The organism is Acinetobacter sp. LipI_19 (assembly GCF_058242925.1).
Window position 1 is genome coordinate 416,840 of record NZ_JBZAYK010000001.1, and the last position, 26,905, is coordinate 443,744.

A 26,905-nucleotide genomic window follows, 5' to 3' on the forward strand; every position below is an offset into this window, starting at 1 on the left:
TTTTCCGGAGTTAAAATGAACGATATTCAGCAACACAATTTTTTAGAATTAGGCAGTATAAGACATATTCAAAGTGAACAAGAAGCATTGGATATTGCCAAGGCAGTAGCATAACAACTGACAGAATTTGCCCAAGATCCTCAATATAACAAAAGTGTTCCTTATGAACAGGCCCGCCTAATTTCAGAAGCAGGTCTGACAGCGATTATTGTTCCTCAACAATTTGGTGGTTTAGGTGCGAGTATTAGCACATTGGTCAATGTGGTAAAGATCATTTCATCTGCAGATGGTGGTGTGGGACAACTTCTACAAATTCATTTCACCATGTTTCGAGGAATTTTAACGGGTTATGAGGATGATATTCGCGATCAATTATTGCGTGATGTATTGAGTGGTAAACGTTTAGGCAATGCACTCGCAGAAGTGGGCGGAAAAGATAAATTTCAGCATAAGACTCGTGTAGAAAGAAATTCACAAGGGCAGTTAATCTTAAATGGCAGTAAATTTTATTCCACAGGCTCTTTATTGGCTGAGTGGATCTCTTTATTTGCAGGCAGTGATGATGGACCTGTTTCGATCTTGATTCATCGTGATACGCATGGGGTAGAACTGCTTGATGATTGGGATGCAATGGGGCAAAACAATAGTGTCAGTGGTACAGTCAATTTTAAAGATGTTGTTGTCGATGAACGCTATGTTGCCAAGCGCAATACTGGTGGTTTAGGGACAGTGCTACGCACAGGTTTAACTTGGCCTCAGATTTTGCATGCAGCTATGGATACAGGTATTGCCAAAGGTGCACTTGAAGGGGGGATTGATTATTTGCAACAGAATGCTCGTCCTTGGGTGGAAAGTGGTGTCGACTCCCCGACACAGGAACCGCATATCATTAAGCAAATTGGCGAGTTTGCAGTTTTGGTCCGTTCAGCAGAAGCACTTTTAGATCGCTCAGCAGCGATTTTTGAGCAGCATTTAACCAATCTGGAAGATGAAGCTTTACAAACTGAATTGATTTTATCTGTGGCTGCCACACGGAGTCAGTCCGACCATGCATCTTTGAAAATTTCCAGTGAAATTTTTGGCTTACTTGGAGCAAGCTCTACTTTGTCAAAATGGAATTTAGATCGTTTCTGGCGTAATGCACGTACGCATACCACACATGATCCGATTCGTTGGCGTTTATATCATGTTGGAAATTATTATTTAAATAATATTCCACCTGGTGAATATAACTCTGTACTTTTAAAGAAACAGGCTGAAAATGTGACCAAATTTAAGTCATAATTTGAGTTCGATAAAAATATGCTATTCGTAAACCTCATCCACAACTGTTTGAGGCAGTACTTAATCGCATATTTTTTGCGATTGATTAAACGAGCTGATGGTGGGCAGTGAGTTTTACGGTGAGAAGCAGCACTCTGCAAGATGCTTTTCTTGCAAAGTTTGGAGTCTCATTTTCCCGGAACAAAAGTAGCGTGAGCCGTTGACTGATTCTGAGGCTAGGTAAGAGCTGGTTAAGAACTTCAGTAAGACGCCATTAAGATAATTGTTATTCATGAGCATAGCAGTGCTTTATGCGTTGAGAATAGTCAGAAGCTTTTGTATAGGGGGATGTCTTAAATTTGAAAGCTGAAAAATAAAAGGTTGTCATTACGACAACCTTTTATTTTTTCGTATTGTTAAGCCACTTGTGCATGAATAGCAATGTCTTGTGCTAGCCATTCACGAACATTAATTTGAGCTGGAATAAACTTCCAGCGATAGAGAAAGTCACTGAGGTCTTGTAAGGCAATAATCGATGTTTCATCAAAATTGGTATTCAGTTTGAGATGTGCATCTGCGCCATAAGCTGCATGAACCCATTGTTCACTGCTATTACATTCTTTAGCCAGATAGCGGTGAGTTTCATCTGCATGCACATGCGCCCATTGTTCAGCTTGTAAAACCGCATCGACAATGGATTGAGCTTGTTGTGGATATTGCGATAGAAAATCTTCATCCACAGTTAGTGTTCGAGGGGTACCATTATTTGAACGTAGGATAGGGTCGGGATGTGAACCAATATCAATAATGGTATGCAGGGCAAAATCATGGGCAATTTGTGCTGCATGTGCACCTTTTAAAAAGATGGCATCGACATCCCCTTTGATTAAAGCCACAATCTCTGCACTTGCGCTCAGTTTATTACGATTGCTAAAGAAACTCGAATCATTTTCTTCGGTATGATTTTGCTGTTGCGCCACTAATATATCAGCACGCAGACAATCCACCAGTTCCAGATCACTGACCTTAAGATTTACTGTTTTTAATGCATTTTCTAAACCGCGAATGGCTTGAGCACGAGAGAAATCGATGATGGCATCTTGATTGAGTGGGAGTCCAAAGCGTTTACCTTTTAAATCCTCAACCGTCTTAATTTGGGAATCATATCGAGTCAGCAGTAATTGGACTTCATCTGCCCAAGATAAACCGATGACTTTGGTTTTTTGTCCAGAAGCATATGCCCAAATTGCAGGAATACTGCCACCATGCCGAACTGAATTGGCAAGGGTATGGTTAAAATGTGAGTTACGAACCTCTTTTGAGTTCGATTCACGAATTGATTTAATTTCAATTTGTTGCTCAATAAATTTTTCTTTTAGCCAGCCTTTTTGAATCGAGATTCCAAGCCCTGTAGGAACTGGACAGCGTGTATACCAAAGTGTATTCAATGGTTGCATTTGAAGTGTTGTCATTGTGACATCCTGTTGTGATTTGAATGCTTTAAAGCAATATTGATGCCATTGTTTAACTTGTTGATATTTAAAATATATTTTTAATATCTATTTTTATGATGTTGATATATCAAATATTGTTGCAATAACAACAGATAACAAGTGTGGATGTTTTAAATCAAACATCTCATCAAACATGTTTTTTAAAAAAATAATATAAAACAGTGGATTAAAATATTTATGCCTTTGAAAAATTTGGCATAGATCTCGCAGTGAGCTATAGATCTTTAGTTGTTGTTTTATTTTTATGTTTAAAAATTATCCACTGCTGCGAAGTTTGGCCTTATATCGTTTTATGCCATTTCGCTTTGTATTGACGGCAACATTATTTGTCCTTGCCAATTTTGGCTTAGCACTACAGCAATATTCAATCGGACATGCGATTGATACGCTAAAACACAGCCAACCTGAACGTTTATTTCAGCATGCTTTTACAGATCCGTTAAATCCGTGGTTTTGGTTTATTCTACTGACGAGTATCGCTTTACTTCGTGCAATTATTCAATATTTAGCAGGTTTAAGTGCCTTGACGATTGGACAGCAATTGTTAAGTATTTTAAGAGAAAGAATCTTTAGCCAAGTCCAGCATTTAGATGTTTCATGGCACTGGAAACACGGATTAGGTGAAGTTTTATCAAGAACTACCCGAGATTCAGATAAATTAAAAGAAGCTTTAATTAATTTTTGGCGACAAGTGTTTGAATCCAGTCTAGTGGTCGTCGCAACAGTTGGATTGTTGTGTTGGTATCATCCTTGGTTGGGGATCGTCCCGCTTATTTTTATTTTTCTAGGCCTAGCAGTGCTGTTTAAACTGACCAATCAGTTGGTGGTGCTGGATCATCAAGTTGCCTATGCCTATGAAAAAGTCAGTGATACTTTGGCTGAAAGCGTCAATGGCATTCGAGTAGTCAAAGCCTTTCAACTTGAGGAAAAGCTCTTACAACGTTTTGATGCTGCAGTTGATAGCTTTATTCGTCATTCTATTCAAACCATTCGCACCAGCGCACAACGCTTACCGATTCCTCAAATGATTATTGCCTGTTCCTACTTATGGGTGATTGGGTTTGGTGGCTACTTAATTGGACAAAATCAATTACAGATTGGGCAATTTGTGGCTGCTGTACTTATGGCAAATTTATTGGTGTTTCGTATTGAAAGTATTGGACAGGTCTTACATATTTTTGCAGATGCACGTTCATCGGCAACTCGAATATGGCAAATGCTAGATGAGAAATCGGCAATTGTAGATGCTGCACATGCTTTGCCACTACAAGGGGATGCTGATGGGGATGAAGGTTTAAATATTCGACTGGAAAATGTCAGTTTTCAGGATCGAAACACAGAAAAGTATATTTTAAAACAGTGTAATGTTGAATTCCGAGCAGGTGAAATCGTCACCATTGTGGGGAAAACTGGAGCGGGTAAAACCACACTGATGAACTTGCTCAATCGTTTTATCGATCCAACCGCAGGGCAGGTCTGGATTGGTTCAGATCAACGCGGTTGGCTCAATCTTAAAGATCTGAGTTTAGTTAACTTACGTCATATGGTTCAGATTATTCCGCAAGATAATTTCTTTTTCTCAGGAACCTTGGCGGATAACTTAAAAATAGCCAAACAGGATGCGACTGAACAGGAGATGCGAGACGCGTTGCATTTGGCTTCAGCATCTGAACTGTTACAGCGACTCGATGCTGGTCTGGAGACACGAATAGGGGACAAGGGAGTCACCTTATCTGGAGGGCAAAAACAACGGATTGCACTGGCACGGTCAATTTTAAAAAACTCGCCAATCTTGGCGCTTGATGATTCAACCAGTGCTTTAGATTCCACTACAGAAAAACAGGTGTTACAGCGTTTATCAGGCTTGGCTGACAATAAAAATCAGCTCAAAAGAACCATCCTGATCAATTCAAATAAACAGACCACGATTTCTTTATCAGATCGCATTATCGTATTAGATCAGGGACAAATTCTTGCTCAAGGGAGCCACACAGAATTGCTCCAGCATTGCGAATTTTATCGGGAGTTGATGGGATTTCAGAAAGCGCAACAGGAGATTCAAGCATGAATACCACGGTTAAAAATTTCCAACCGCTGACGAAAATCTCTGATCTGCAGATCGAAGAAAACTTAGCAAAAACCGCGCTACATCGCGGAATGTTAAAAAAACTCATTCCTTTGCTTTATCCGATTCGTTATTTAATTCTAGCCATGATCTCAGTAGAGATCTTACAAGTGCTGAGCATCTTTGTACGTCCATGGGCAGTCAAGTACATTTTAGATTCTGGATTTCAGCAAGTGGGTGGGAAACTGGTGTTGTATCAGCCAGTACTTTTTATAGCAATTGCTATTCTGGCATTCAGCTGGGTGTGTCGTTTTGGATTAGCGGGTATATCAAAATACTTGTCTGGAAAAGCGGCTTTAAGTGTCATTAATGATCTAAGACGTTCATTATTTCAACATATTCAAGCTTTAAATATTGGTTATTTTGATCGAACTAAAGCCGGCCGAATTATTTCACGAGCGGATCGTGATGTCGATACTTTAGAACCAGTATTGATACAAGGACCACCTGAACTACTTTCTGCGATTTTACGTTGCGGATTAGCATCTGTGCTTTTGTGGCATATTTATCCCCCATTTTTCTGGTGTTTATTTGCAACTTTGCCGATTTTATTGACAATGACTGCAATATTTAAAAAGTCATCACAACGGCATTGGGGACGGGTTGCCGAAGAACGCAGTCGATTTACTGCACATTTGGTTGAAACGGTAAATGGCGCCAAAATTATTCAGCAATTGAATTATAGTGAAACCAATCAACAGCGCTATCAGCAGCTCTTAAAAGATTTTAATGATTCTATTATTTATGGAAGTAAGCGGACCAGCTGGTTTGCCCCATTTACTGGATTGCTTTCGACAGTGGCAACCGCAGTTTTTATTGTGATTGGAAGTTATGCTTATAGTGAAGGTGTCATCAGTATTGGACAGTTTGCCGAAAGTATTTTTTATGTGTTTTTATTCTTGGCACCTTTACAGGAATTGACCGATTTATTTGAGCGTTATGCCAATGGTGCAGCGTGTGCACAACGGATATTTCTACTTTTAGATACCCAATCTAGCATTCAAGATGCACCACATGCGTTGAAATTAGGGCAACTTAACGGGCATATTCGTTTTCAGTCTGTACATTTTGCTTATACCACCAAAGCTGTTTTACAAAATTTTGATTTAGAGATCGACGCTGGAACGGTGGTTGCGATCGTGGGGCCTACAGGTCATGGTAAAAGCACGATCGTTCAGTTACTGACACGGTTTTATGAGCCTCAGCAGGGTGGGATTTTCTTAGACCGTTATCCGATACAGGATATTCATCTGGACAGTTTAAGACAAAATGTCAGTATTGTTTTACAGGACAATGTCTTGTTTAGCGGCACAATTTTAGACAATTTACGTTTAATTCAACCCGAAGCTACAGATCAACAACTGATTCAGGCGATTGAAGAACTTGGTGCAGATGATATTCTAGGACAGCTTCCTCATGGTTATTTTACTGAAGTTGGAACACTCGGAAAAAATTTAAGTCATGGGCAACGCCAACTTGTTTGTCTCGCACGTGCATATTTGGCTGATCCTAAAATTTTAATTTTAGATGAAGCGACCTCTGCGATTGATATTTATACGGAACAGAAAATCCAATATGCCCTTCGACGCTTATGTAAAAATAGAACCTGTATTGTGATCGCACATCGCTTAAGTACCATTCAAGAAGCAGACAAAATTGTGGTGATTGAGAATGGGGCTGTAGTGGAACAAGGTTCTCATGAACAACTGATTCAACAGCAACAATCTTACTATCAGTTGTATCAATCTTATTTACACAATCAACTTGTATAAGCTTATGCGCCACGAGTAAATCTGTGGTTTTATAAACATTTTTTCGAATCATTGTTTAAATATAAACAATGATTTTTTTATTTTTAATGACAAGTTTTTGATATTCAATAATAAAAATTTTGGCATTGGCTTTGCTATATCGGTGCAGATCGTTAAGGAAGCTTATATGCGTACATATTTTTCTCAATTCATTCTTCATTCTTCTGTTTTTGCGTTCAGTACACTTACCGCCTCAATCACTTTGGCAAATGAACAAAGGCCTGTATCAGAAAAAGAGGATGTCGTGACATTGCAATCAGTTGTTGTAACGGGTTCTCGGCGAGCTATCAATAGTGCTTTAGAGGCTCCTGCTCCAGTAGACATTGTGACAGCCAAAGAACTACAAGAAACAGGAGCAGGTGATCTTGCAGCTGCATTAACACGCTTATCGCCGTCAGTCAGTTTACCAACATCACCTGCGGGTGGTTTCGGTGCATCGGTGCCGCCGAGTATTGCATTGCGAGGTTTATCTGCAGATCAAACCTTAATTTTGATCAATGGTAAACGTCGCCATACAGCGGCTTACTTCACTCGACAAGCGTATGCTGGGGGGAGAGGTGCTGCGGTAACAGATTTAAGCCTAATCCCGATTAGTGCCATTGAACGTATAGAGATTTTACGAGATGGTGCCGCAGCTCAATATGGTTCTGACGCGATCGCGGGCGTGGTTAACATTATATTGAAATCACGTGATCATGGTGGTGGCGTGAGTTATCAAACTGGAGGCTATACACAAGGGGATGGTGAACAGCATAAAATCAATCTTTGGAAAGGCTTTGAATTACCCAATGATGGTGCTTTAACTGTTGCCGTAGATTTAGGAAAGCGTGAAGCTGCAAGTAATACTGCACCAGATACGCGAACATTTTATGATGGTTCAACCCAAGCCCAATATACCGAGCAGAACACACCCTTTAGAACTTGGAAATTTGGTTCTCCTGAACAAAAAGACCAAATCAATATCACTGCGAATTTAGATTTACCTTTAACTGATGAAATTGCCTTGTATGGTTTTAGTAGTTATGGGCATCGTAAGACCATCGGGGAAAATTTTTATGAGCCTCCAACCACAAAAACAGTACTGAATCAATCCAGTTATTTTAAGCAACGTTATCCTGATGGACGCTCACCTTTGAGTTTAGTCAGTGTGGATGATTTTGCGACCACGTTTGGGGTTAAACAAGGCAACCAGACTTCAGGAAAATATGACCTGTATGCCACTTATGGACAAAACAAAGTCAGCACTGAACAAGGCAATGGCATTAACCCAAGTTATGGTGCAGATTCACCCTCTGATTATGATTTAGGGGAAAACATTTTTGCCCAACTCAATACAGGACTGGACTATAGTCGTGATTTTGCAATTGATGGTTTAGCCAGTCCATTGACTGTTTCGACGGGAGCGCTATACCGTTGGGAACAATATAAACAAAATGCAGGCGACCCCATTGCTTATACCCGTGGACCCTATTTTAATCCAAGTACGGCTTTAGGTACGGGTATCCCAGGTATATACGCGGGTATTACAGATCAAGACCAACGCAAAATTAGTCGAGATGTGTACGGCGTTTATTTGGATCTCGAAACCGATATTGTAAAAGATTTAAATGTTGGTGCTGCTATTCGAACAGAAAAATATTCAGACTTTGGTTCGACAACCAACGGCAAACTCTTTGCCAAATATGATATATCTCCGCAGTTGACCCTTCGTGGATCTGTCAATACAGGTTATCGCGCACCGTCATTAGCCCAGCAAGGATACTCCGCTTATAGTGTACAAACGGTGCAAACTCCGACAGGTTGGCAAGATGTACAGCAAAGGACTTTAGTTGCGGGAAGTGACGCTGCTTTACTGATCGGTGGAACTTCACTTAAGCCTGAGAAATCGACCAATTATTCTTTAGGTTTGGTACTCAAACCATTTATCAATACTTCTGCAACTTTAGATCTTTATCAAATCGATATTCGAAATCGTATTTTACTTTCTGACAATATTACGGGCAGCGTGATCAATAATGCTTTTGCAAATACACCGTATGCAAATATAGCCAATGTGGCGTTTTTTAATAATTTATTAGATACACAAACGCGTGGTTTGGAGTTCGCGTTAAAACATGATCTTGATCTTGAACAATATGGCAAGTTAAAGCTGAATTTAGGCTTGGCTTATCATAAAAATAAAATCACTGACAGCCGAGACTCAATTACTGCAAAAGGTGAGCGAATTCCAGTCTCCAGTATTGCAGGTCGAAATACTCAAAGCCTAATTGAATCTACAGCGCCAAAAACCAAATTAGCATTGGGGGCACTTTGGTCAAATCAAGTGTGGAGTATCAATGCCGCAGTCCGTCGTTATGATAAATGGACCACCTTAAATAATACCAATACTTCATTGGATCAGACCTTTGATCCGCAATGGATTGCTGATTTGGACTTTGGCTACAAAGCAGATGCGTGGGTAAAGGGGCTAAAATTCAATCTGGGCGCAAATAATTTATTTAACAGTTACCCAGACAAAGCCAAAGACTCATCTGTAGGGAACATCGTCAAATACAGTTTTAATGCGCCAGAAGGTGCCTTTGGAACGTATTTATATGGCCGTGTAAGTTACGACTTTTAAATTAAAAAATAAATTTTTTAAAACAGTTTTTAAATAGGTTTCAAGATCATGAAAATGCAAAATACGTTTATATCTAATGTGGTTAAATCCGTTTTTGTCGCAAGCATACTAACGTCTGCTGGAATGGCAAATGCCCAGCAAGCCCCACAGCCTGAAGATCGTTATGGGGATGGACGTGTTTCAGCATTTTATACATGGAAAGCTGCGATTCCAGAACAAGCTGGAAAACTCTTAAAGACAGAGGACATCAGCAACCCTTATATCCGTTTGGACAATGATAGTACGGCCATTCGTATTTTATATAGTTCAACAAGTGGAAGGGATAGTAAGACCCCCATTGTGGTTTCTGGGACAGTACATCTTCCTAAAGGTACGCCACCGAAAGAAGGTTGGCCTGTTGTGTTATGGGCACATGGTACGGTTGGTCTAGCAGATGCCTGCGCACCTTCTTGGAATGGACGATCTTATCGAGATGTACAATATTTAAACCGATGGTTAAAAGAAGGATTCGCTGTAGTAGCAACTGACTATGAAGGACTTGGTGTGGCTGGCCCGCACTTGCTGATCAATAATCCAATGCTTGCTTATAGTATTTTAGACAGCGGTCGAGCTGCGCTTAAAACGAAATTACCTCTAGCAAATCGTTTTGTTATTGTGGGGCAATCTCAAGGTGGGGCAGGGGCTGTTTCAGCTTCAGCTTATTCAGCAACCTATGCACCAGAGTTAAATATTAAAGGATCTATTGGCACAGGGGTGATTTATCAGGACCCAGAGGCAACAGCTGAAAAGAATCAGTTAAAGTTAAATCCTTATGAAGTCAGTCCATCCTTAGCATATGGTATTTATAGTTTTCTAGTGACGCAAAGCTTATTTCCTGAAATCAAAACTGAAGATATTTTTACCGCTGAAGCAGTGCCTTTGGTGGAACAAGCAAGAAATGCCTGTTTGACCAGTTTTATGGGAGATATTCAAACAGCAGGACTTTCACCTGCGCAAGCCTATAAGGTGAATCCACCATCGATCTATAAAAAATTACAGGAAAAACAATCCAATGATTATGGCTATTACCCGACCTTAAAAATCAATCATCCATTATTTATTGGCACTGGGGCAAATGATCGTACACCAGATGCACGTAATCAAATGAAGTTGGTGGCGGATGCATGTAAGGCAGGTACAGTCGTTGAAGGGCATTTGTATCATGGATTGGGACATAGTGAGACAGTGAATGCTTCCCTACAAGATTCTATTCCATTTGCCAAAAAGGTGATTGCAGGGGAGAAGATTCAGTCCATTTGCAAACCAGATTTACAATAGAAAATCAGAAGAAAATAACCATCCCTCATAATGATGCTCATGGTTATGACAAGACCTTAAATTAGCAAGCAATAAAAACCGCTCATTCAATCCGATTAAATGAGCGGTTTTTATTTAGCTTGAGGACTTAGGCAATCTGTTTGTTTCGCTTGGCCGCCTCATCTCGTACCGCAGGAATAATATAACGACCATAGTCCACAGTATCGTAAATTGGATCATAACCACGATTTAAAAAGGTGGTGACGCCCAGATCTACATAATCAAGTAATGCGGCAATAATCGTATCAGGCGTTCCGACAAGGGCGGTGGTATCACCATAGGCCCCAACTGCGCTTGCAGTTGGCATCCATAAGGCTCGGTCATGGCGATCACCTTGTTGTGCTGCTGCCAGTAACCGTTGTGAACCTACGCCTTTAATTTTATGTCCCGAAAGTGAACCATTATTTTGGAAAGTTGGATTTTGCTGAATATCAGCTAAAATTTGTTGTGCACGTTGCCATGCGAGTTGTTCTGTTGGCCCAATAATAAGACGTACTGATAAACTGACCTGCGGCTGTGGTTTATTGGCTGCTTCTGCTGCATTTTTAAGTTTATTTATCTGCTCTTTCACGCCCGCTAAAGGCTCACCCCAAAGCGAATAAAGATCTGCATGACGCACTGCGATATCGTAGGCAATATCTGAAGAACCGCCGAATGAAATCGGAATAGAAGTTCCATTGACCGGTTTTAAAGGGCAGAAAGCATTTTCCAATTTAAAGTATTTGCCTTCATAGTGAATCGGTTGCTCACTTTTCCAAAGCTTTTGGATGATATCTAGATATTCACCTGTGCGTTTATAACGTTGAATTTTATCAACAATATCATCACCTTCTTGGGGTTCAGCGGTAATTCCCGTAATGGCATGTAAACGAATGCGTCCTCCGCCAGTGGTATGGTCCAGTGTGGCAAAGGAACGTGCAGCCAGATTAGGCGTCATCAGCGCAGGGCGATGTGCAATCATAAATCCCAGTCGTTCAGTCTGTTGTGCCAGATAAGCTGCGATTTGAGTACTATCAGGGCTACTTGGTCCATTGGCGATTAAAACTTTATCAAAGCCTGCATATTCATGTGCACGAGCATGATAGCGTAAATATTCGAGATCAATTTTATGACCAACTCGGGTCCCTTTGGTTTCAGACCATTGATTTGGAAAAACCATACCCACAAACTCTATGCTCATCATTTAACCTATACTGTAAATTTTAAATAAAAGAGCAAAATAGATGCCAAATAGAGAGGAGAGATAAAATATATAATTTTTTCAAAAATATTTTTGTAAGCTGTTTATATATGATCAATTGATAGACATATTGTTTAAAAAGCAACATTGCATAAAAATAGAAATATATTGATTATAAATGGATAATAAAAAACGTCTATAAAATCATTCAATATATAAATTTAGGATTAAATATCTGTAATTATTATTTATCAGCTTTGTAATAGAATTGTACTATTCTATTTTAATATCCTCCTCAGCTATTTAAAGGGTTAATTATGAAATCCTATTTGGATAATGATTATAAAGTAATTACCTTGCCTGATAATGGTGTGCCAATTAAGCCAATAAGAGCAAAAGCGATTATATTTTCTGATCAAAACTCTCGTAAGCTATTAAGCCAAGTTGAAACCATTGCACCAAGTTCTGCCAGTGTGATCATCCAAGGTGAATCAGGTACAGGTAAAGAATTAATCGCACGTGAAATTCATTTGAAAAGTGATCGCCAAAATAAGCCGTTTCTTGCTGTCAATTGTGGTGCTTTAGTTGAAACACTTGCAGAATCTGAATTGTTTGGTTATGAAGCAGGCGCATTTACGGGTGCGCATAAGACACGTCCTGGTATTTTTGAAACAGCCGACGGCGGAACTTTGTTCTTGGATGAAGTGGGTGAGTTGCCGTTGTCTTTGCAAGTAAAATTGTTACGTGTATTGCAAGAAAAGGAAGTTGTTCGGGTCGGTGGACGTAAACCGATCCCGATTAATGTACGCATCTTGTCTGGTACACATGTTGATTTGCGTAAAGCTGTTGCAGAAAATAAATTCCGTTTAGATTTATACTATCGCCTAAATGTGGTTGTGCTAAATATTTTACCATTGCGAGAGCGTAAGGGTGACATTTTGCCTTTGGTGGATTTTTTCTTAAACTCCTATTCACAAAAGATGATTACGCCAAAACCCAACATCAGTGATCGCGCCAGAAATGCACTACTCAACTATAGTTGGCCGGGAAATATCCGTGAGCTTGAAAATAATATCCATTATGCACTGCTCATCAGTGGTGGCAAAACCATTGATATTGAACATCTAAGGTTTTCAGAGGAGGGTGGCTCAAGCGTTTTACCAGATAATGATTTGATTCAAGAGTTTGAGGATGTACTCAAGCGTTTATTTCAAGAATATGAGGGTGAAGCATGGCACATCATTGAAGATAAAATCGTCAATACCGCTTTTTCAAGTTGCTGGAATAATCAGGTTAAGACTGCAAAAATGTTAGGACTGTCGCGCAATGTTTTACGTAATTTGTTATCAAGATATAATTTATTACCAAATAAAAATGAAATTGTTTAATTGGGCTGTGCAATAGAAACATCCATTTTAACCATGGATGTTTTATTTTGGGCTGGTCATTTTTGTGATCCATAAACCCAGTTCAAACAAAAGCCACATTGGTACTGCCAGTGCAAGCATGCTAAAAATATCAGGGGGTGTAATAAACATTGCGATAAAGAAAAACAAAACAATGATGTGTTTACGGTAATGTTCCAATTGTTGAATAGAAAGAATACCAATAAAAATAAGAATGTAGGTCAGTACAGGGATTTGAAAGGCGATACCAAAAGCCAGAAAAAGCTTGAGACAGAAATCAAGATAGCTGTTGATATCAGTCATCGGTAAAACATTATCTGGTGAAGCTAAGACAAAGAAGTTTAAAGCCAAAGGCAGAATCAAATAATAGGCAAATAAGATGCCAAGATAAAATAAACAGATGCTGGAGAGCACAAGCGCCATGCCAAATTTTCTTTCACTTTGATATAGAGCAGGTGCAATAAAGCGCCAGAATTGATAAAGAATAAAGGGAATCGCCAATAAAATTGCAAAATAAATATTGAGTTTAAAGGGCGCTAAAAATGTACTCATCACATCTGTAGCTATCATGGTTGAATTTTTAGGCAATCGGGATATTAAGGGTTGAGCCAAAAAATGATAATTGTGTTGTGCAAGGGGCAATAAGAGTAAAAAAATAGTTAAGACTGTAGCAATGCTATAGATCAAACGCTTTCTAAGCTCTATTAAATGTTCGCTATATTTCATTTCAGTGAGTGTTTCACTGAGTATTTGTTCGGTCATGCAGCTTGATCCTCACGCAAGATATTGGATGATGTTGTGTAAATTAAAAAGGGTACTTTTAATTCACGCGCAGAGATTTGATAAACATAATCATGTGTGGGATAAGGGGGCGCTTGATGTGCTATAGCAACAGCGCTATGTACACTTTGGATTTCGTGTTGCATTTGTGCAAGCTGCTGTTTGAGCAGCTCTTCGTTTTGTTTTATTTTGAGCAGCTCTTCTTGCATGATCCTTTTTAGTTCAAGCAATTCCAGTTCATTTTCTAACTCTAGCTGGATTTTGTTAAGGTTATTTTTAAGGGCTCTGTATTTAAGTAATCCCACCCTGAATGTTTGAGGGAGCTTTTCAGGTCCCAATATAATCAGTGCAATAACAGCAAAAGCCAAGAGTTCACCAAAACTGATATTGAACATAATGATTTAGTACTCACCGGTTAGTGTTTTTTTCTTTATTTAAATCGAGATGATGGATTTCTTTAGGCTGATTTGTTTCAGACAGTTTTTGATCATCAGAATGAACCGAGTCTTTAAAATCTTTAATTGCACCACCTAAATCCTTACCTAAGTTTTTAAGTTTTGATGTACCAAATAATAAAATAACGATCACGGCAAATAATAATATATGCCAAATTGATAAACCCATTTCATATTTCCTTAATAATTTAAAACTTGTTGATATAAATATCATGCTTGAATATATTTTCTAAATAATATTTATATCGATGAATATTCGATTTCATTATGCGCTATGGTCCAGCATATTGAGTGCTTGATTACGATAGTTAAATAATAATTCGCTGTCTTTATGTCTTGGATGGGGCAAAGGAACTTGAATGATTTCTTTAATTTTTCCTGGTCGAGCAGACATTACGATCACGCGATCACCCAGATAAACCGCTTCTTCTATATCATGTGTAACTAGAATCATGGTGATCTTTTGATCTTGCCAAATACGTTGTAATTCAGTTTGCAGATGGCTACGTGTAATTGCATCTAAAGCACCAAAGGGTTCATCTAAAAGTAAAATATCAGGCTGATTAACCAAGCCTCGTGCAATCGCTACCCGCTGGGCCATACCACCCGATAGCTCATGTGGATAAGCATTTTCAAAACCTTTTAAACCCACCATTGTAAGATGTTCTGCCACACGGGCATTTTTTTCGGCACGGCTTAAGTCGGTTTCTTCGAGCGCTAAATGAATATTTTCGGAAACACTGAGCCAAGGCAATAGACGGTGCTCCTGAAAAATTAAACCTCGTTTTAAATCTGTCCCTTGTATTGGTGTTTGATTCAGTAAAATCTCACCTTGATAGTCTTTATCTAATCCTGCAATTAAGCGCAACAAGGTCGATTTACCACAGCCACTGCTTCCGACAATAGAAATAAATTCTCCTTGTTGAATATCGAGATGAATACCATCTAATACGGTGAAAGTTTGTTGGTCTCGATAAAATGATTTATTGAGTTTTTTAATCGAGAGTAAGGAAAAGCTCATATCAATATCCTGAGAAGATGGGAGATTCAGTTAAACACGCCATTGCAGTAGTCGTTTAGAAATCAAGTGAATGCAAAGCGTCATGCCAATACCGCTGAGGGTGACCGTGATTGCACACACCAACAAAATATCCATTTCGGCATTGATTTCAGCTTTCATCATTAAATTGCCTAAGCCTGCACCAGCATTGAATAACAGCTCACTGGCAGTTGTGGTAATCCATGTAAAAGGCACCGCTAAATTCAACCCCGTTAAAATATATGGGAGAGCTTGAGGGAAACGGATTTTTTTAAATTCCTGCCAAAAAGATAATTTGTAAATACGAGCGACTTCACTGTATTTCTGATCATAATGACTTAGCCCTTGAAAGCTGTTAATCACCATCGGGAAAAAAGAAGCAAGCGCAATAATAAAGATTTTTGCCTGCTCACCATTGCCAAACCACAGTGCAATCAATGGGGTTAAACCAAGTAAGGGTACTTGGCGAATGCTATTAAATAATGGTGAAACCAAGGCATTTAAAATTTTTGAATAGGCAAGTAAGGCACCGAGTAGTAGCCCTGTTGTCGAGCCAAGTAAAAACCCCAGTCCAGCTTTTTTAAGACTTCCCCATGTGTTTAACCATAATTCACCTGTTTCAAGCAGCTGAATAAAAGCAAAATACACCTTCTGTAAAGGCACAAATGCATAGGCATGACTGGCGCCTAAACTTGAATTGTATTGCCATAAAGCCAGTAAAAGGAGCGGGAGCAGCAGACCTTTGATCAAGATCAGTGGTTGCGCAAAAGCACTTTTTAAGTTCAGTGGATGCTGTGACATTATTTCCCCCTTGAACTCAATGCAGGTGATACAAGATATTGTTCGAGCTGACGTAAAGTTTTATCTAAAGCAAAACCAATGATTCCTGTAATAAAAACTCCGACCATGACAACGTCTAAACGTAACATTTGTCGTCCGAGCTCCATCATTTGACCAATGCCAGTGCCTGCAGCAAGTAATTCAACGGCCACCAAAATCAACCAAGCACGACCTAGAGCAATCCGCAGTCCACCGATTAATGGTGGGAGGATGCAAGGGATGATGATGTATCTCAACCATGCTGGAGTTTTTAGTTTGTAGATCTGGCCCAATTCAATATATTTTTTAGGAATATTTCTAACAGCATCCGCTGTTGTGAGTGCGATTGGAAAAAAACAGGCTTTAATAATCAGTAAAATTTTAAATAGTTCACCAATGCCAAAAACCAAAATAAAAATAGGAATAAGCACAAAGATTGGAATTTGATAAAGGATATTGAACAAAATATAAGTGTAATTTCGGAAAGAGCTGAGAGATGCATAGGCAATGCCAAACAAAATCGCACAGGTGGCCGCAATTGAAAAACCCATCAGCAGTCGAGAAAGGCTATCTTTTAAATGCAGTTGTAGTTCACCACTTTGCAACAAGGCAAGAAATGTCTGCCATACCGTTATAGGTGGTACTAAAATTTGGGTTGGAAAAATCTGTAAATAGCTAATCAATTGCCAAACCAGTAACGCCAAGATGGGTGAAAGGAATGAGAGCAAGCGATAGACCTGCTCAGAAGACAATCGCCTCCATAATGGTGCTTTGATCGCCACGATTTTTTTTTCGATAAGCGGATTTACGAGGATTTTCATAACCTAGTTTCCTTGCTTATGTTGAATATCAAGTGGTTGTAAATTTTGAATGGCTTGACTGGTAAACTGAGCATTGAGCAACTCTTCAGCTTTGATTGGCGTTTGAATCAATTGGTTTTTTACAGCATGGTCGATGACTTTTGCATAATGCTGTTTAAGAAAATCCACTTGGTACTCAGGTGACCAATCTTGTTGCCAGTTACTGCTGGTATTTTGACTTTCGCGTTGAATCACACTTAGAGGCTGACCAAATTTGGTTTGGCTTTGTTGGAATTCATCTTGATGCTGTGAAATCCACTGCATTGCCCGTACTGTCGCATCAGCAAGCAGTTGGGTTGTGTCTGGATGTTGATCCAGATAAGTCTTGCGTCCCCATAGTTCAGCACGCATTTTCCAGTCAGCGGGTAGACTTTGCGATGACCAAATAATTTTGCCAAGATGGCGATCTTGTAAAGTGAGCGCATCACTTAAGGTAAAAAATGCATCGACGCTTTTAGCGGATAAAGCAGCAGCTCCCGCCTGTGGATTGAGATTGATGATTTGAAAATCTTTAAGCTTTAAACCTTTGCTCTGTATCAATTGAGCAAAATTAATTTCCCAAGGACGACCACGATGTAAGGCAATCTTTTTACCTTTGAGGTCCTCAATGGTTTTGATGGGTGAATCCGCTGGAACCACCAAATAAACATTATTACCGACTCCGCCAGGGACGACAATTTGTGTTCTAACACCAGTGGCATTGAGTACTACCGCAGGAAGATTGCCATAAAAAGCAAAATCAATTTTATTGTTGATAAAGCTTTCATTGACTAAGGTGGCCACAGCCGCAGTGGTTACAGGTTCCCACTTTAATTCAATATTTTTCTGCTTTAATGCTTTTAGAAAAATGGGGTCCTGTGCAATAAGTTGTGGTACACCAATAAAGTCCAGACCGCCAGAAGTTCCATTGGCCACAACCGCAATACGAAGCTGTTGTGGACTGGTTTTACTTTGGTTTGGATCTTCGGTTTTTTGTACGCCACAAGCAACCAATCCTAAAAGACTAAAACTTAAAAAAAGACCAGAAAAAATACGCATATCATCATAAAAATCTAGAAATATAAGGGGGATAGAGCAAGAACCAAGCCAAAATAATTATTTTATATAAATCAGTTTGTTATGTTTTTATGATTGGTGCTATTTGAATGGATTAAACAGGTTATGTTGTGAAACCGACAGTATTGGATGGATAAGTGTTGAAATTTCAACACCATGTTTAGCTGGGTTTTTATAATATTTAGATAAAACAACAATATAGATGAATTCAATATTGCATAAAAAACGGCATGGTTTCTGCTCATGAGTTGTATCACTCACGATAGCGTGTAAAACCTTTAAATTATTGAGAAGTATTATGTCTGTTGAATTTTTATGGAGAATCCCTGTACATGGGGATGGTCGTCGAGCACATCAGTTACATACACGAGGTGAATGGAACCAGTTGGGCCCAGCAGTACAATCCCCTCAACGTGTGGCACCTCAACATCAAGATGAATTGTTTGCCTACTATGATTATGTACAACAGGTAGCAAAAGCCGCAGATATCGTGGGTTTTCACGGCGCATTGATTCCTGCTTTTCCACATACTGAAGAACCGTGGGTGCTGGCATCGGCATTGGCAAGAGAAACCAAAAGACTCCGACTATTGATTGCGATTCAACCTTGGTTTATTCATCCTGCATACGCAAGCCAAATGGCAGCAAGTTTGCAACGTCTCAGTCAGGGACGGGTCGAATGGAACGTGATTTCAGGTGGCGGTGGGGCACAGCAACGTGCCTATGGTGATTTTATTGAACATGATCAGCGCTATGCGCGAACCAATGAATTTTTAGAGTTTGTAAAAGGGTATTCGCATCAGGCACCTTTTGACTATGATGGAAAGTTTTTCCATGTTGAACAAGGTGGTTTGAAATACCCAATGAATCAATATGACGTTCCTCGTTTGTGGTTAGCGGGAGCAAGTCCAGCGGCACTGCAAGTTGCAGGTCAGCATGCCGATATCCATTTAACTTGGGGTGAACCCGTTGAAGAGCAAAAAAAAGTGATTGAACAGGCGCGAACCTTTCTTGCACAAAATACCCCAGACCATAAGCTAAAGTTTGGTATGCGTATTGATATTTTGGCACGCCCCACACAGGAACAAGCATTTCAAGAGCTTAAACAGATGTATGAAACCATTGCTGTTGATGGCAATGCATTTGAACGTAAAGATACTGAGTCGGTTGGTGCAAAACGTCAGCAGGCTTTAGCACAAGGCAATCGTTTTGAAGACTTATTTGTCAGTCCAAATGTTTGGGCTGGTACGTCAAATGTAAGGGGTGGGCCAAACTGTATTTTAGTGGGGAGCTATGAACAAGTGGCACAGCGCTTACAAGAATATATCGACATTGGTGTTGGGCATTTTATTCTCGCCAGTAACCCACATTTGGAAGAAGCATATCGGGTTGCTGAAGAAGTCTTACCCTTGGTTGGATATAAATTAAAATAATAAGTTTAGATCCCTTTGAGATATCAGAGGGATCTTGTTGTTTCAACAGCATAGAACTGTCTTAAAACCAACAGCTTTGCTGACAAATCGAAGAGTGTTTTTAATTAAATTTATAAAAATTAGTAGCTTATATTGTTGGCATGACTTGTGCAATTTTCAATACAGTATTTTATTTTTTAGTTTAAATTGCCATGAGTGAACGAATATTTAATCCCCATCAGCGGGCGTTGCTATTTGGGCAATATGCATCTGCTTCAACTGCAACTGGCATATCAGACCCATTTACACGACATCATTTGGATGTGAGTCAATCACCTCCAGCAAAATTGAATAAATTGTGGATCGCGATCATTACGGTTGCAGCAGCACATTTGGGTATTTGGTATATCGCAAAACAATTACCGACACCAGCTTTGGACATTGCAAAGCCAGAACCCGTGGTGATTGAAATTGTCAAACCAGTGGAACCACCTAAAGTCATTGAACCTAAAATTCCACCAGTGACGCAAAAACCCAAAATTCCGCCTGTGGTCGAAAAACCAAAACCGATTGCGAAACCTATTGAACAGCCGAAACCTGTTCAAAAAACTGTGGAGCAAGCCAAACCGATTGTAAAACCCATTGCGCAAGACACAGTTCAAAAAACTGAGGAACCTGTTGTAAGCAAAAAACTGAGCGCTGAACCTGCTCCAAAAACAGCAGAACCAGTGAAGCCTGCTGATGACAATTTACCTGTGACAGAAGCCAAGGGGTATGCAGGTTATCTAAGCAACCCTGCAGCAGAGTACCCTGAACAGGCCTTAGAGCGTGGTTGGGAAGGCTCGGTGATTTTAAGGGTCAAAGTATTGCCAAACGGTAGCCCAGATAGTGTAACGGTTAAACAAAGTAGCGGCAAAAAACTTTTAGACAGTGCGGCTGTAAGAACAGTAAAGCAATGGAAATTTTCACCGGCCTTAAAAGGTAAAACACCTGTCGAAGGTTGGGTTGATGTTCCAATTCATTATCAATTACCGAAATAAACTATTTTAAATTAAGAGGATATCTACATGACAGACATAAATTCATTGATCCATGACGGCACAATCTGGTTATTGGTTGCTTTCTCCATCGTCACATGGGTGTTGATCGTGGTTAAAGTGGTACAGACACAGAAAGCCAGCAAGCAAAGTAAGGTCTTTGTCGAAGCCTTTTGGAAAGCCAAAAATTTGCCTGAGGCAGTGACTCAATCACAACAAGGTGAAGGCCCTACAGCCCGTGTTGCAAATGCCGGTTTTCAAACCTTGATTGAGGCAGATGAAAAGACTCATCAAGATTTGCAAAACAGTTGGAGTCGGCAGGATTTATTAGAGCGTCATTTACGCAAGCAAATTTTAACTGAACGTCGTCAATTGGAAAAAGGTTCTGCATTATTGGCTTCGATTGGCAATAATGCACCGTTCATTGGACTATTTGGAACAGTGTTTGGGATTATTCATGCTTTACAGGCCATTGCACATTCAGGTAATGCAAGTATGGATGTGGTTGCAGGGCCAATTAGTGAGGCCTTGATTGCTACAGGTATTGGTATTGCTGTGGCGGTACCCGCTGTGTTGGCTTATAACTATTTCATACGTAAAGTTAAAACCATCGGTGCAGACCTCGATGATTTTGCCACTGATTTTGTCAGTTTAAATCAAAAAGCCGGTTTTCAGTTACCTGTCACTAAGCCAAAAAACACCACTGGAAATACTGTAGTCAATCATGATGCATCCAGTAAAGAAGTCAAAGAAAAAGGAGTGTTTGCATAATGGCCGTTTCAACCTCCCAAGAAGATGATGTGGTGAGTGAAATTAACATTACGCCATTGGTTGATGTGATGCTGGTTTTACTCATCGTGTTTATCGTTACAGCACCCCTGTTAACCAATACCGTGAAAGTAAATTTACCCAAGGCTGCACCGACGCAGTCAACGGATCAGAATAAAGCGGTTGTCATTAGTGTTAATCCGCAAGGAGAAATCTTCCTTGACAAGGATAAAGTAACTTTGGCAAGTTTTGAAAAAGAGATTCAGTCACGTAAAAACAGTAACCCTAAATTGGCTTTGAATTTAAATGCCGATGAGACCATTCCTTATGGAACAGTTGCAAAATTACTTGCCAGTATTGAGCGAGTAGGGGTAGAAAAATTATCTGTGATTACCGTACCCAAGTAGTCTTTGGATGCTGAATGAAATAGCTGCTACGGCAGCTTTTTTAGTGCCTAAAAATATGAGTAGTTAAAATTAAAACAGCGTTCAAATTTTATTGCTTTGTATAAGCATGATTTATATAAGCCTGATTTTTATAAACTGAATATGTACAAAATGAATGTGTTATTCACGATTTTGATCAGCAACATTAAGGTCGTTGTGTTGGGTAGCAATAGTCGGGATGCATCATCAGAGCCCCATACTGGATTGACTTTTCGTCCTTGAAAAGTCACAAGATCGCTGACTACAGCAGATGCTTGCTGGTGTTAAGGCTCTGCAAATTTTATTTTAGGCTTGATCGGTCCATAATTTCTCAAAACGCCACGTTGGGAAAATAGTGTGTTCTGCCGCTAATCCTCCGATCTGTTTCGATGCAGCATCTATGCTATGGCTAAAACCCCAAATCAGCATTCCACCGCGTTCATGTTGAATTTTTTGTGCCTGAGCCAAATACACTTTACGCTTGGCTAAATCGGGTTCAGCCAGTGCTTTATAAAACAGCTCACTATATTCTGGGTCTTTAAAGTTGACACGATTGGTTGTTGAAATTGGCGCATCATTCACTACAGCAGTGGATAAATAGGGTGTACCCACGTTGGTTGCATTACTGGAGAATTGCCATTTACTTCGATCAGGTCCATTAAAGGTAGCTAAATCAACTTGTTTGACCCGAATACTGACATTGGCTTTCTTTGCTTGTTCTGCAAATATTAGGGCAGGTTGGGCGTTGCCAACGGGGGTAATCAGTTCAACGCTTAAGCCATCTTTAAAGCCCGCTTGAGCCAATAAATTCTTGGCTTCCGTAATGTCTTGTTGACGTTGTGGCAAATTTAGAAATGCTGGATCCTGTGGAGAATATAGATCATTGGCGATGCGTCCCTGACCGTTTAAACCCCGTTGTATCAGCTCTTGACGGTCGGCGATTAAACGAAATGCTTGGCGGACTTTGGGATCATTAAATGGTGCCTGTTGAGTATTAAAGTCAAAACTATTGTGGGTATTGGTTTGAGAACGAACCGTTTGAATATGTTTTGCTTGCTCTAAAATTTTAATGTATTCAGGTGAAATCGCATTTGCAAGATCAATTTGTCCTGCCAATAATGCATTTAGTCGAGAAACTTGATCTTTAAAGTCAATGACTTCAAAACGATCTGCATAAGGCCGATCTGCTTTAAAATAGTTTTCAAACCGAGTAAAGACTGAACGTTGACCGGGGATAAATTCTTTGACTTTATAAGGACCTGCGCCCACAGGGTTATGAATGGGATCAAAATCAGTGGGGACAATACCACCAAAATTGACCCAAGTTTCAGGCAGCGCAACAAAGCCAGCAATTGAACTAATAAAAGGGATGCGTACCGTATATTGATCTAATTTTTGGATACGATCACGATCAATCCATTGCACAAGATTCCGAAAAGGTGAGGCAAGCTTTGGATCTGTTAAACGTTGCAATGAAAAAATGACATCATCTGCGCTGACGGTTTTACCATGATGAAATTCTAAACCTTTACGCAGTCGTATGGTCCATTCGCTGGCATTATGATTAGGTTCTGCAAATTCAGCCAAAGCAAGACGAGGAAGCATGTTTTCGTCCCACTCCCAGAGCTTATTATAAATCGCAAATCCACGGGTAATCCCACTTCCTGAAGCTGAAAGGTGAGGGTCAAGGCTACCTGATTGTTGTCCACCAATCAGCCCTAATCGAATTGTTCCACCATGCTTAGGGGTACTGGAAAGTGAACTTTGGGAGTCAGCGCTAGGTTGTGGAGATTGTCCACAAGCAGATAAACCACTGATTAAAGAAAAGCCACCGAGCGCAGTAAGACTCTGGGTTAAAAATTTTCGACGTGAGAGTAACAAGGTTTCATGTGTCATTAAAAATACTCAGTTAGAACGTATCCAGAGGAGATTGCACAATGAATGCCAATTCTTTTTTATATTTTTCTAATATTTATCAATTAATTATAAGCATTGTGTTTTTTGTCACTGTTGCTTTTTCAGCATTTCTGTTGAAAAAATAAACATGCATAAAAGTTGTATATCAATGAAGGCTATTTAAAATTAATAAAAATCAATGTCTTATATTTGAGTTTTGCCTATTTAAAGATTGGCATAGGCTTTGCGTAACGCAGTGTAAATTTATTTTACTGAGTGTGATATGAAACAGAACTTTCAATTACAGCCACTGGTGATTGCGCTAGGGCTATTTGGGGCAATTTTTCCATGCGCTATTTTTGCTGAAGAAACCTTAGAGCAAGCCAAGGATTCTGATGGTGATGTAATTACCTTAGCTGATGTTGTGGTGACAGGGGCAAATAAAAAAGCTACCATTCTTCCCAAGCGTAAAGTCACTTCGATTTATGGAACGGATAGTTCTGTGCTAGATACCCCACGTGTCGTTTCACAAGTATCAGAACAACAGTTTCGTGAAGATGTTATTCGTAGTGCAGATGATTTGGTTAAGTATGCTCCAAGTATCACCAGAGGAGGTGGGCAAAATGCCAATTTCGCGCCACAAATACGAGGTCAAAACTCCGAAGTTTTTCAAGATAGCCAACGAATATACAGTACCCGACATCCGACCAATTTAAATGCCTATGAAGCTGCTGATATTGTTGCGGGACCAACGGGAGTAATTTTTGCACCGACCTCAGGTTCAGGGGGATATATTAATTATCTCACCAAAAAACCGAATTTTAATAAAGCACAAACTACGATTTCGGGATCAGTGGGTTCAATTTATGCAGGGCAAGGTGCTGAGCCTAATTTCTCAGTCAGTATTGATCATACTGCACCTATTTCTAAAGAATTGGCATTTCGTGTCAGTGCAACAGCACAACGAACAGATGACTATTATGACAATGTAAAAAATAATTTTAATGCATTTTATGGTGCTTTGGCTTGGCGTCCAGATGACAGTCTGCGGGTTGACTGGAATATCAGTTATGACGATTATTCAGATTTTAATGTGACGCATGGTTGGAACAGAGCGACACAACAATCCGTTGATCAAGGGCTTTACTATAAAGGCAGAGCGACCCCGATTATTCAAAACGGTTCAAACTTTTGGTCTCCAGTCTTTGAGTCTGGTGCAGCTCACTCTAAAGTGATTGGTTGGCAAACTCGGCAGAAGAATGACAAAAATCAATATATTGCTGTAGGTCCAGTACAGACTTCTCCTTTGCCAAGTTCCACTGCTGATCAAGCGGGTACAATTCGAGGCTGGGTCTATGATCCATCAATCGCAGGCAATGGCTTGGTCAAATTAGATGATGATGTTTCTGGTCGGAGCGAAGATAAAAACAGTGCAAAGCGCTTTAGCACACAATTTAAACTGGTCAAAGATATCAATGAAAATTGGTCTGTGGCCAATAGTACGCTATATCAAAAGAGTCGTGATTTGGGTGATTCTGTTGGGAGTTTCTTTACCGATTTGGACCATGAATTATTGGATAACCGCTTAGAGTTTTTAGGCGATCATGACTTTGAGCTATTGGGTGTCAAAATCAACAATAAAAGCAGTACAGGTGGCGCTTATCGGCATGAGAAATTTACCTCTCTCGCAGCAAACAATAGTTTTAATATCAATCCTTATGATTTAACCAATGATCCATCACAGAAAAACCCTGGAGATTTATTGGGGTTGGTCAATCATGGCGGTTCGACTGGAAGCTGGATTGGGCAGGCTGGTGTTCCACAGTATTCGCAGTATTTTGGCTATTTAAATCTACCTCGAATGTACCCTGTGGGTCATGGCTTATATGCTGAAAAAGGCGGTTTTCCTCCCAATGGAGGTGGTGCAGTTTATACAGGAACAGGCTTTTGGGACACTTACAGCGTATTTACACAGCAAAATTTTACCTTTAATGATGTTTTTGGGATTAATCTGGGAATTAACCACAGTTCTATAAAAGCCAAATTAGAGAATCCACTGGTTTTAGTCCCTACAGATGTCCGCTCAGATTCCAATAAATACAGTTTGCTCAGCTATCAAGCCAGTACCTTTATTAAACCTACTGAAAAAAGTACTCTATATTTTACTTATGATAAAAGTACAGCATTGAATACAGGTGTATTTGGTCCATTTTTAATTTGGGGCGCTGGAAATCAGCTAAATCCTTTGGCTTTTGACAGCCAAAGTGAATTAAAAGAAGTGGGAGTTAAATACGAGCCGATCACTGATCAACTTCTGTTAACGCTCAGTGGTTTTGAACAGAAGCGCGATTTATCACCTGATACCAATGGTAATATGGCGCGTTTTGAAATCAAAGGCCTTGAATCGTCATTACGTTGGCAGCTACAAAAAAATATCGCGATCGGGGCAAACTTAACCTATCTCAATGCTGAATATTCTTCCATTATTCCGGCTGGTTTTTCACCTTTTGGTTTCCATGCAGACAATGCGACGGTATGGGGCGATAGCAATGCTTTAAACCAACGCAAAGCAGGACGTTATGATGCAGCAGGCATTCCTAAATATTCTGCAAGTGCTTATGTGGACTATCAGCACCAGTCAGGTTTTGGACTAAACTTATCGGGCTGGTGGACAAGTAACTGGTATACCAATCTAAGTCAGACCGTAAAGGTACCCAATAATTATAATTTAGATTTGGGACTTTATTATCGTCAACCGCAGTGGACAGTAGGCTTAAATATTCTTAATTTGACCAATGAACGTAATTTCGTAAATGGTTTAGCTGGTGCAAATAGCGAGTTTTTACAGCCAATGCGTCCATTGACGGTACAAGGACAATTTAGCTATAAATTCTAAATTAAATAGATTTTTATTTTCTTTTGATTTAACCAATAGCCATACTTTTGTATGGCTTTTTTATAAATTTATTCTTAGTAGATATCATTAAAAATAAAAAACAGCAAAATGTTGAAATAACAACAATACGACAATTAAAAATGTCTATCTATCAGCAAAAATAAATATTTTTTTTATGATTTTTTATA

At 39.6% G+C, this 26,905-nt stretch carries 20 protein-coding genes and 1 pseudogene; 11 read left to right on the top strand and 10 right to left on the bottom strand.

Features of this window, described 5'->3' with window-relative positions; translation table 11 throughout:
- Positions 1 to 15: 15 nt before the first annotated feature.
- Positions 16 to 1,284, top strand: a pseudogene (locus AC4CVF_RS02080) (acyl-CoA dehydrogenase family protein).
- A 395-nt stretch (positions 1,285 to 1,679) separates the two neighbouring features.
- On the opposite strand, the gene AC4CVF_RS02085 reads toward AC4CVF_RS02080, so the two are convergent.
- Complete coding sequence (locus tag AC4CVF_RS02085; RefSeq protein ID WP_336951896.1) at positions 1,680 to 2,735, bottom strand: ABC transporter substrate-binding protein; 1,056 nt, start codon at positions 2,733 to 2,735, stop codon at positions 1,680 to 1,682.
- 286 nt (positions 2,736 to 3,021) lie between these two features.
- On the opposite strand from AC4CVF_RS02085, the gene AC4CVF_RS02090 reads away from it, so the two are divergent.
- The 4 genes from AC4CVF_RS02090 (at position 3,022) to AC4CVF_RS02105 (ending at position 10,650) form a co-directional block, all read left to right on the top strand.
- Positions 3,022 to 4,845: an ABC transporter ATP-binding protein gene (locus AC4CVF_RS02090; protein WP_490788822.1), complete on the top strand. Its 1,824-nt coding sequence runs from the start codon at positions 3,022 to 3,024 to the stop codon at positions 4,843 to 4,845.
- Complete coding sequence (locus AC4CVF_RS02095) at positions 4,842 to 6,674, top strand: ABC transporter ATP-binding protein (protein ID WP_105713535.1); 1,833 nt, start codon at positions 4,842 to 4,844, stop codon at positions 6,672 to 6,674. The genes AC4CVF_RS02090 and AC4CVF_RS02095 overlap by 4 nt, the downstream gene beginning before the upstream one ends.
- A 166-nt stretch (positions 6,675 to 6,840) precedes the next feature.
- Positions 6,841 to 9,333: a TonB-dependent receptor plug domain-containing protein gene (locus AC4CVF_RS02100; RefSeq protein WP_419820135.1), complete on the top strand. Its 2,493-nt coding sequence runs from the start codon at positions 6,841 to 6,843 to the stop codon at positions 9,331 to 9,333.
- Between the two features lie 54 nt (positions 9,334 to 9,387).
- Positions 9,388 to 10,650 carry a lipase family protein gene (locus AC4CVF_RS02105; protein ID WP_419327115.1) on the top strand — a complete coding sequence of 421 codons (1,263 nt, stop codon included), beginning with the start codon at positions 9,388 to 9,390 and terminating at the stop codon, positions 10,648 to 10,650.
- Positions 10,651 to 10,777: 127 nt separating this feature from the next.
- Here AC4CVF_RS02105 and AC4CVF_RS02110 read toward each other — a convergent pair whose 3' ends face one another.
- Positions 10,778 to 11,869, bottom strand: coding sequence for an LLM class flavin-dependent oxidoreductase (locus AC4CVF_RS02110; protein ID WP_419820136.1), 1,092 nt, complete (start codon positions 11,867 to 11,869; stop codon positions 10,778 to 10,780).
- 317 nt (positions 11,870 to 12,186) lie between these two features.
- Here AC4CVF_RS02110 and AC4CVF_RS02115 point away from each other — a divergent pair, with 317 nt between their 5' ends.
- Entirely contained in the window at positions 12,187 to 13,257 is a 1,071-nt protein-coding gene (locus AC4CVF_RS02115) for a sigma-54 interaction domain-containing protein (RefSeq protein WP_419327117.1), read from the top strand.
- Positions 13,258 to 13,299: 42 nt separating this feature from the next.
- Here AC4CVF_RS02115 and tatC read toward each other — a convergent pair whose 3' ends face one another.
- From tatC to AC4CVF_RS02150, 7 genes are all read right to left on the bottom strand, one after another.
- Entirely contained in the window at positions 13,300 to 14,037 is a 738-nt protein-coding gene (tatC, locus tag AC4CVF_RS02120) for a twin-arginine translocase subunit TatC (protein ID WP_419327118.1), read from the bottom strand.
- Positions 14,034 to 14,450, bottom strand: a complete 417-nt coding sequence (locus AC4CVF_RS02125; protein WP_004717498.1) for a twin-arginine translocase TatA/TatE family subunit — start codon at positions 14,448 to 14,450, stop codon at positions 14,034 to 14,036. The genes tatC and AC4CVF_RS02125 overlap by 4 nt, the downstream gene beginning before the upstream one ends.
- A gap of 13 nt (positions 14,451 to 14,463) precedes the next feature.
- Positions 14,464 to 14,679 (bottom strand): Sec-independent protein translocase subunit TatA, encoded by a 216-nt coding sequence (locus AC4CVF_RS02130; protein WP_004823388.1) that lies wholly within the window; start codon positions 14,677 to 14,679, stop codon positions 14,464 to 14,466.
- A 96-nt stretch (positions 14,680 to 14,775) separates the two neighbouring features.
- On the bottom strand, positions 14,776 to 15,531 hold the full coding sequence (locus tag AC4CVF_RS02135) for an ABC transporter ATP-binding protein (RefSeq protein ID WP_327857534.1): 756 nt from the start codon (positions 15,529 to 15,531) through the stop codon (positions 14,776 to 14,778).
- Positions 15,532 to 15,561: 30 nt separating this feature from the next.
- Positions 15,562 to 16,350 carry an ABC transporter permease gene (locus AC4CVF_RS02140; RefSeq protein ID WP_004717492.1) on the bottom strand — a complete coding sequence of 263 codons (789 nt, stop codon included), beginning with the start codon at positions 16,348 to 16,350 and terminating at the stop codon, positions 15,562 to 15,564.
- Entirely contained in the window at positions 16,350 to 17,189 is an 840-nt protein-coding gene (locus tag AC4CVF_RS02145; protein WP_315074354.1) for an ABC transporter permease, read from the bottom strand. Before AC4CVF_RS02145 ends, AC4CVF_RS02140 begins: the two co-directional genes overlap by 1 nt.
- A 3-nt stretch (positions 17,190 to 17,192) precedes the next feature.
- Positions 17,193 to 18,266: an ABC transporter substrate-binding protein gene (locus tag AC4CVF_RS02150; RefSeq protein WP_419820139.1), complete on the bottom strand. Its 1,074-nt coding sequence runs from the start codon at positions 18,264 to 18,266 to the stop codon at positions 17,193 to 17,195.
- Between the two features lie 316 nt (positions 18,267 to 18,582).
- Between AC4CVF_RS02150 and AC4CVF_RS02155 the strand changes: the two genes are divergently transcribed.
- The 4 genes from AC4CVF_RS02155 to AC4CVF_RS02170 all read left to right on the top strand — a co-directional run bounded on the left by AC4CVF_RS02155 (position 18,583) and on the right by AC4CVF_RS02170 (position 21,907).
- Complete coding sequence (locus AC4CVF_RS02155; protein WP_490788823.1) at positions 18,583 to 19,716, top strand: LLM class flavin-dependent oxidoreductase; 1,134 nt, start codon at positions 18,583 to 18,585, stop codon at positions 19,714 to 19,716.
- Positions 19,717 to 19,907: 191 nt separating this feature from the next.
- Positions 19,908 to 20,735, top strand: a complete 828-nt coding sequence (locus tag AC4CVF_RS02160; protein WP_490774363.1) for an energy transducer TonB — start codon at positions 19,908 to 19,910, stop codon at positions 20,733 to 20,735.
- 27 nt (positions 20,736 to 20,762) lie between these two features.
- Positions 20,763 to 21,503, top strand: a complete 741-nt coding sequence (locus AC4CVF_RS02165; RefSeq protein ID WP_490788824.1) for a MotA/TolQ/ExbB proton channel family protein — start codon at positions 20,763 to 20,765, stop codon at positions 21,501 to 21,503.
- Positions 21,503 to 21,907: an ExbD/TolR family protein gene (locus AC4CVF_RS02170; protein WP_004717481.1), complete on the top strand. Its 405-nt coding sequence runs from the start codon at positions 21,503 to 21,505 to the stop codon at positions 21,905 to 21,907. The genes AC4CVF_RS02165 and AC4CVF_RS02170 overlap by 1 nt, the downstream gene beginning before the upstream one ends.
- A 324-nt stretch (positions 21,908 to 22,231) precedes the next feature.
- Here the strand turns inward: AC4CVF_RS02170 and AC4CVF_RS02175 are convergent, their stop codons facing one another.
- Entirely contained in the window at positions 22,232 to 23,821 is a 1,590-nt protein-coding gene (locus AC4CVF_RS02175; protein ID WP_490788825.1) for an ABC transporter substrate-binding protein, read from the bottom strand.
- Between the two features lie 283 nt (positions 23,822 to 24,104).
- On the opposite strand from AC4CVF_RS02175, the gene AC4CVF_RS02180 reads away from it, so the two are divergent.
- Positions 24,105 to 26,717, top strand: coding sequence for a TonB-dependent receptor (locus AC4CVF_RS02180; RefSeq protein ID WP_336951884.1), 2,613 nt, complete (start codon positions 24,105 to 24,107; stop codon positions 26,715 to 26,717).
- Positions 26,718 to 26,905: the final 188 nt, after the last annotated feature.

What these genes read in the sequence shown, in the direction of transcription:
- AC4CVF_RS02135 (WP_327857534.1), bottom strand. Translation starts at nt 15,531, where the DNA reads ATGAGCTTTTCCTTACTCTCGATTAAAAAACTCAATAAATCATTTTAT.
- AC4CVF_RS02090 (WP_490788822.1), top strand. Translation starts at nt 3,022, where the DNA reads ATGTTTAAAAATTATCCACTGCTGCGAAGTTTGGCCTTATATCGTTTT.
- AC4CVF_RS02160 (WP_490774363.1), top strand. Translation starts at nt 19,908, where the DNA reads ATGAGTGAACGAATATTTAATCCCCATCAGCGGGCGTTGCTATTTGGG.
- tatC (WP_419327118.1), bottom strand. Translation starts at nt 14,037, where the DNA reads ATGACCGAACAAATACTCAGTGAAACACTCACTGAAATGAAATATAGC.
- AC4CVF_RS02130 (WP_004823388.1), bottom strand. Translation starts at nt 14,679, where the DNA reads ATGGGTTTATCAATTTGGCATATATTATTATTTGCCGTGATCGTTATT.
- AC4CVF_RS02150 (WP_419820139.1), bottom strand. Translation starts at nt 18,266, where the DNA reads ATGCGTATTTTTTCTGGTCTTTTTTTAAGTTTTAGTCTTTTAGGATTG.
- AC4CVF_RS02140 (WP_004717492.1), bottom strand. Translation starts at nt 16,350, where the DNA reads ATGTCACAGCATCCACTGAACTTAAAAAGTGCTTTTGCGCAACCACTG.
- AC4CVF_RS02125 (WP_004717498.1), bottom strand. Translation starts at nt 14,450, where the DNA reads ATGTTCAATATCAGTTTTGGTGAACTCTTGGCTTTTGCTGTTATTGCA.
- AC4CVF_RS02110 (WP_419820136.1), bottom strand. Translation starts at nt 11,869, where the DNA reads ATGAGCATAGAGTTTGTGGGTATGGTTTTTCCAAATCAATGGTCTGAA.
- AC4CVF_RS02155 (WP_490788823.1), top strand. Translation starts at nt 18,583, where the DNA reads ATGTCTGTTGAATTTTTATGGAGAATCCCTGTACATGGGGATGGTCGT.
- AC4CVF_RS02085 (WP_336951896.1), bottom strand. Translation starts at nt 2,735, where the DNA reads ATGACAACACTTCAAATGCAACCATTGAATACACTTTGGTATACACGC.
- AC4CVF_RS02100 (WP_419820135.1), top strand. Translation starts at nt 6,841, where the DNA reads ATGCGTACATATTTTTCTCAATTCATTCTTCATTCTTCTGTTTTTGCG.
- AC4CVF_RS02170 (WP_004717481.1), top strand. Translation starts at nt 21,503, where the DNA reads ATGGCCGTTTCAACCTCCCAAGAAGATGATGTGGTGAGTGAAATTAAC.
- AC4CVF_RS02175 (WP_490788825.1), bottom strand. Translation starts at nt 23,821, where the DNA reads ATGACACATGAAACCTTGTTACTCTCACGTCGAAAATTTTTAACCCAG.
- AC4CVF_RS02165 (WP_490788824.1), top strand. Translation starts at nt 20,763, where the DNA reads ATGACAGACATAAATTCATTGATCCATGACGGCACAATCTGGTTATTG.
- AC4CVF_RS02095 (WP_105713535.1), top strand. Translation starts at nt 4,842, where the DNA reads ATGAATACCACGGTTAAAAATTTCCAACCGCTGACGAAAATCTCTGAT.
- AC4CVF_RS02105 (WP_419327115.1), top strand. Translation starts at nt 9,388, where the DNA reads ATGCAAAATACGTTTATATCTAATGTGGTTAAATCCGTTTTTGTCGCA.
- AC4CVF_RS02115 (WP_419327117.1), top strand. Translation starts at nt 12,187, where the DNA reads ATGAAATCCTATTTGGATAATGATTATAAAGTAATTACCTTGCCTGAT.
- AC4CVF_RS02180 (WP_336951884.1), top strand. Translation starts at nt 24,105, where the DNA reads ATGAAACAGAACTTTCAATTACAGCCACTGGTGATTGCGCTAGGGCTA.
- AC4CVF_RS02145 (WP_315074354.1), bottom strand. Translation starts at nt 17,189, where the DNA reads ATGAAAATCCTCGTAAATCCGCTTATCGAAAAAAAAATCGTGGCGATC.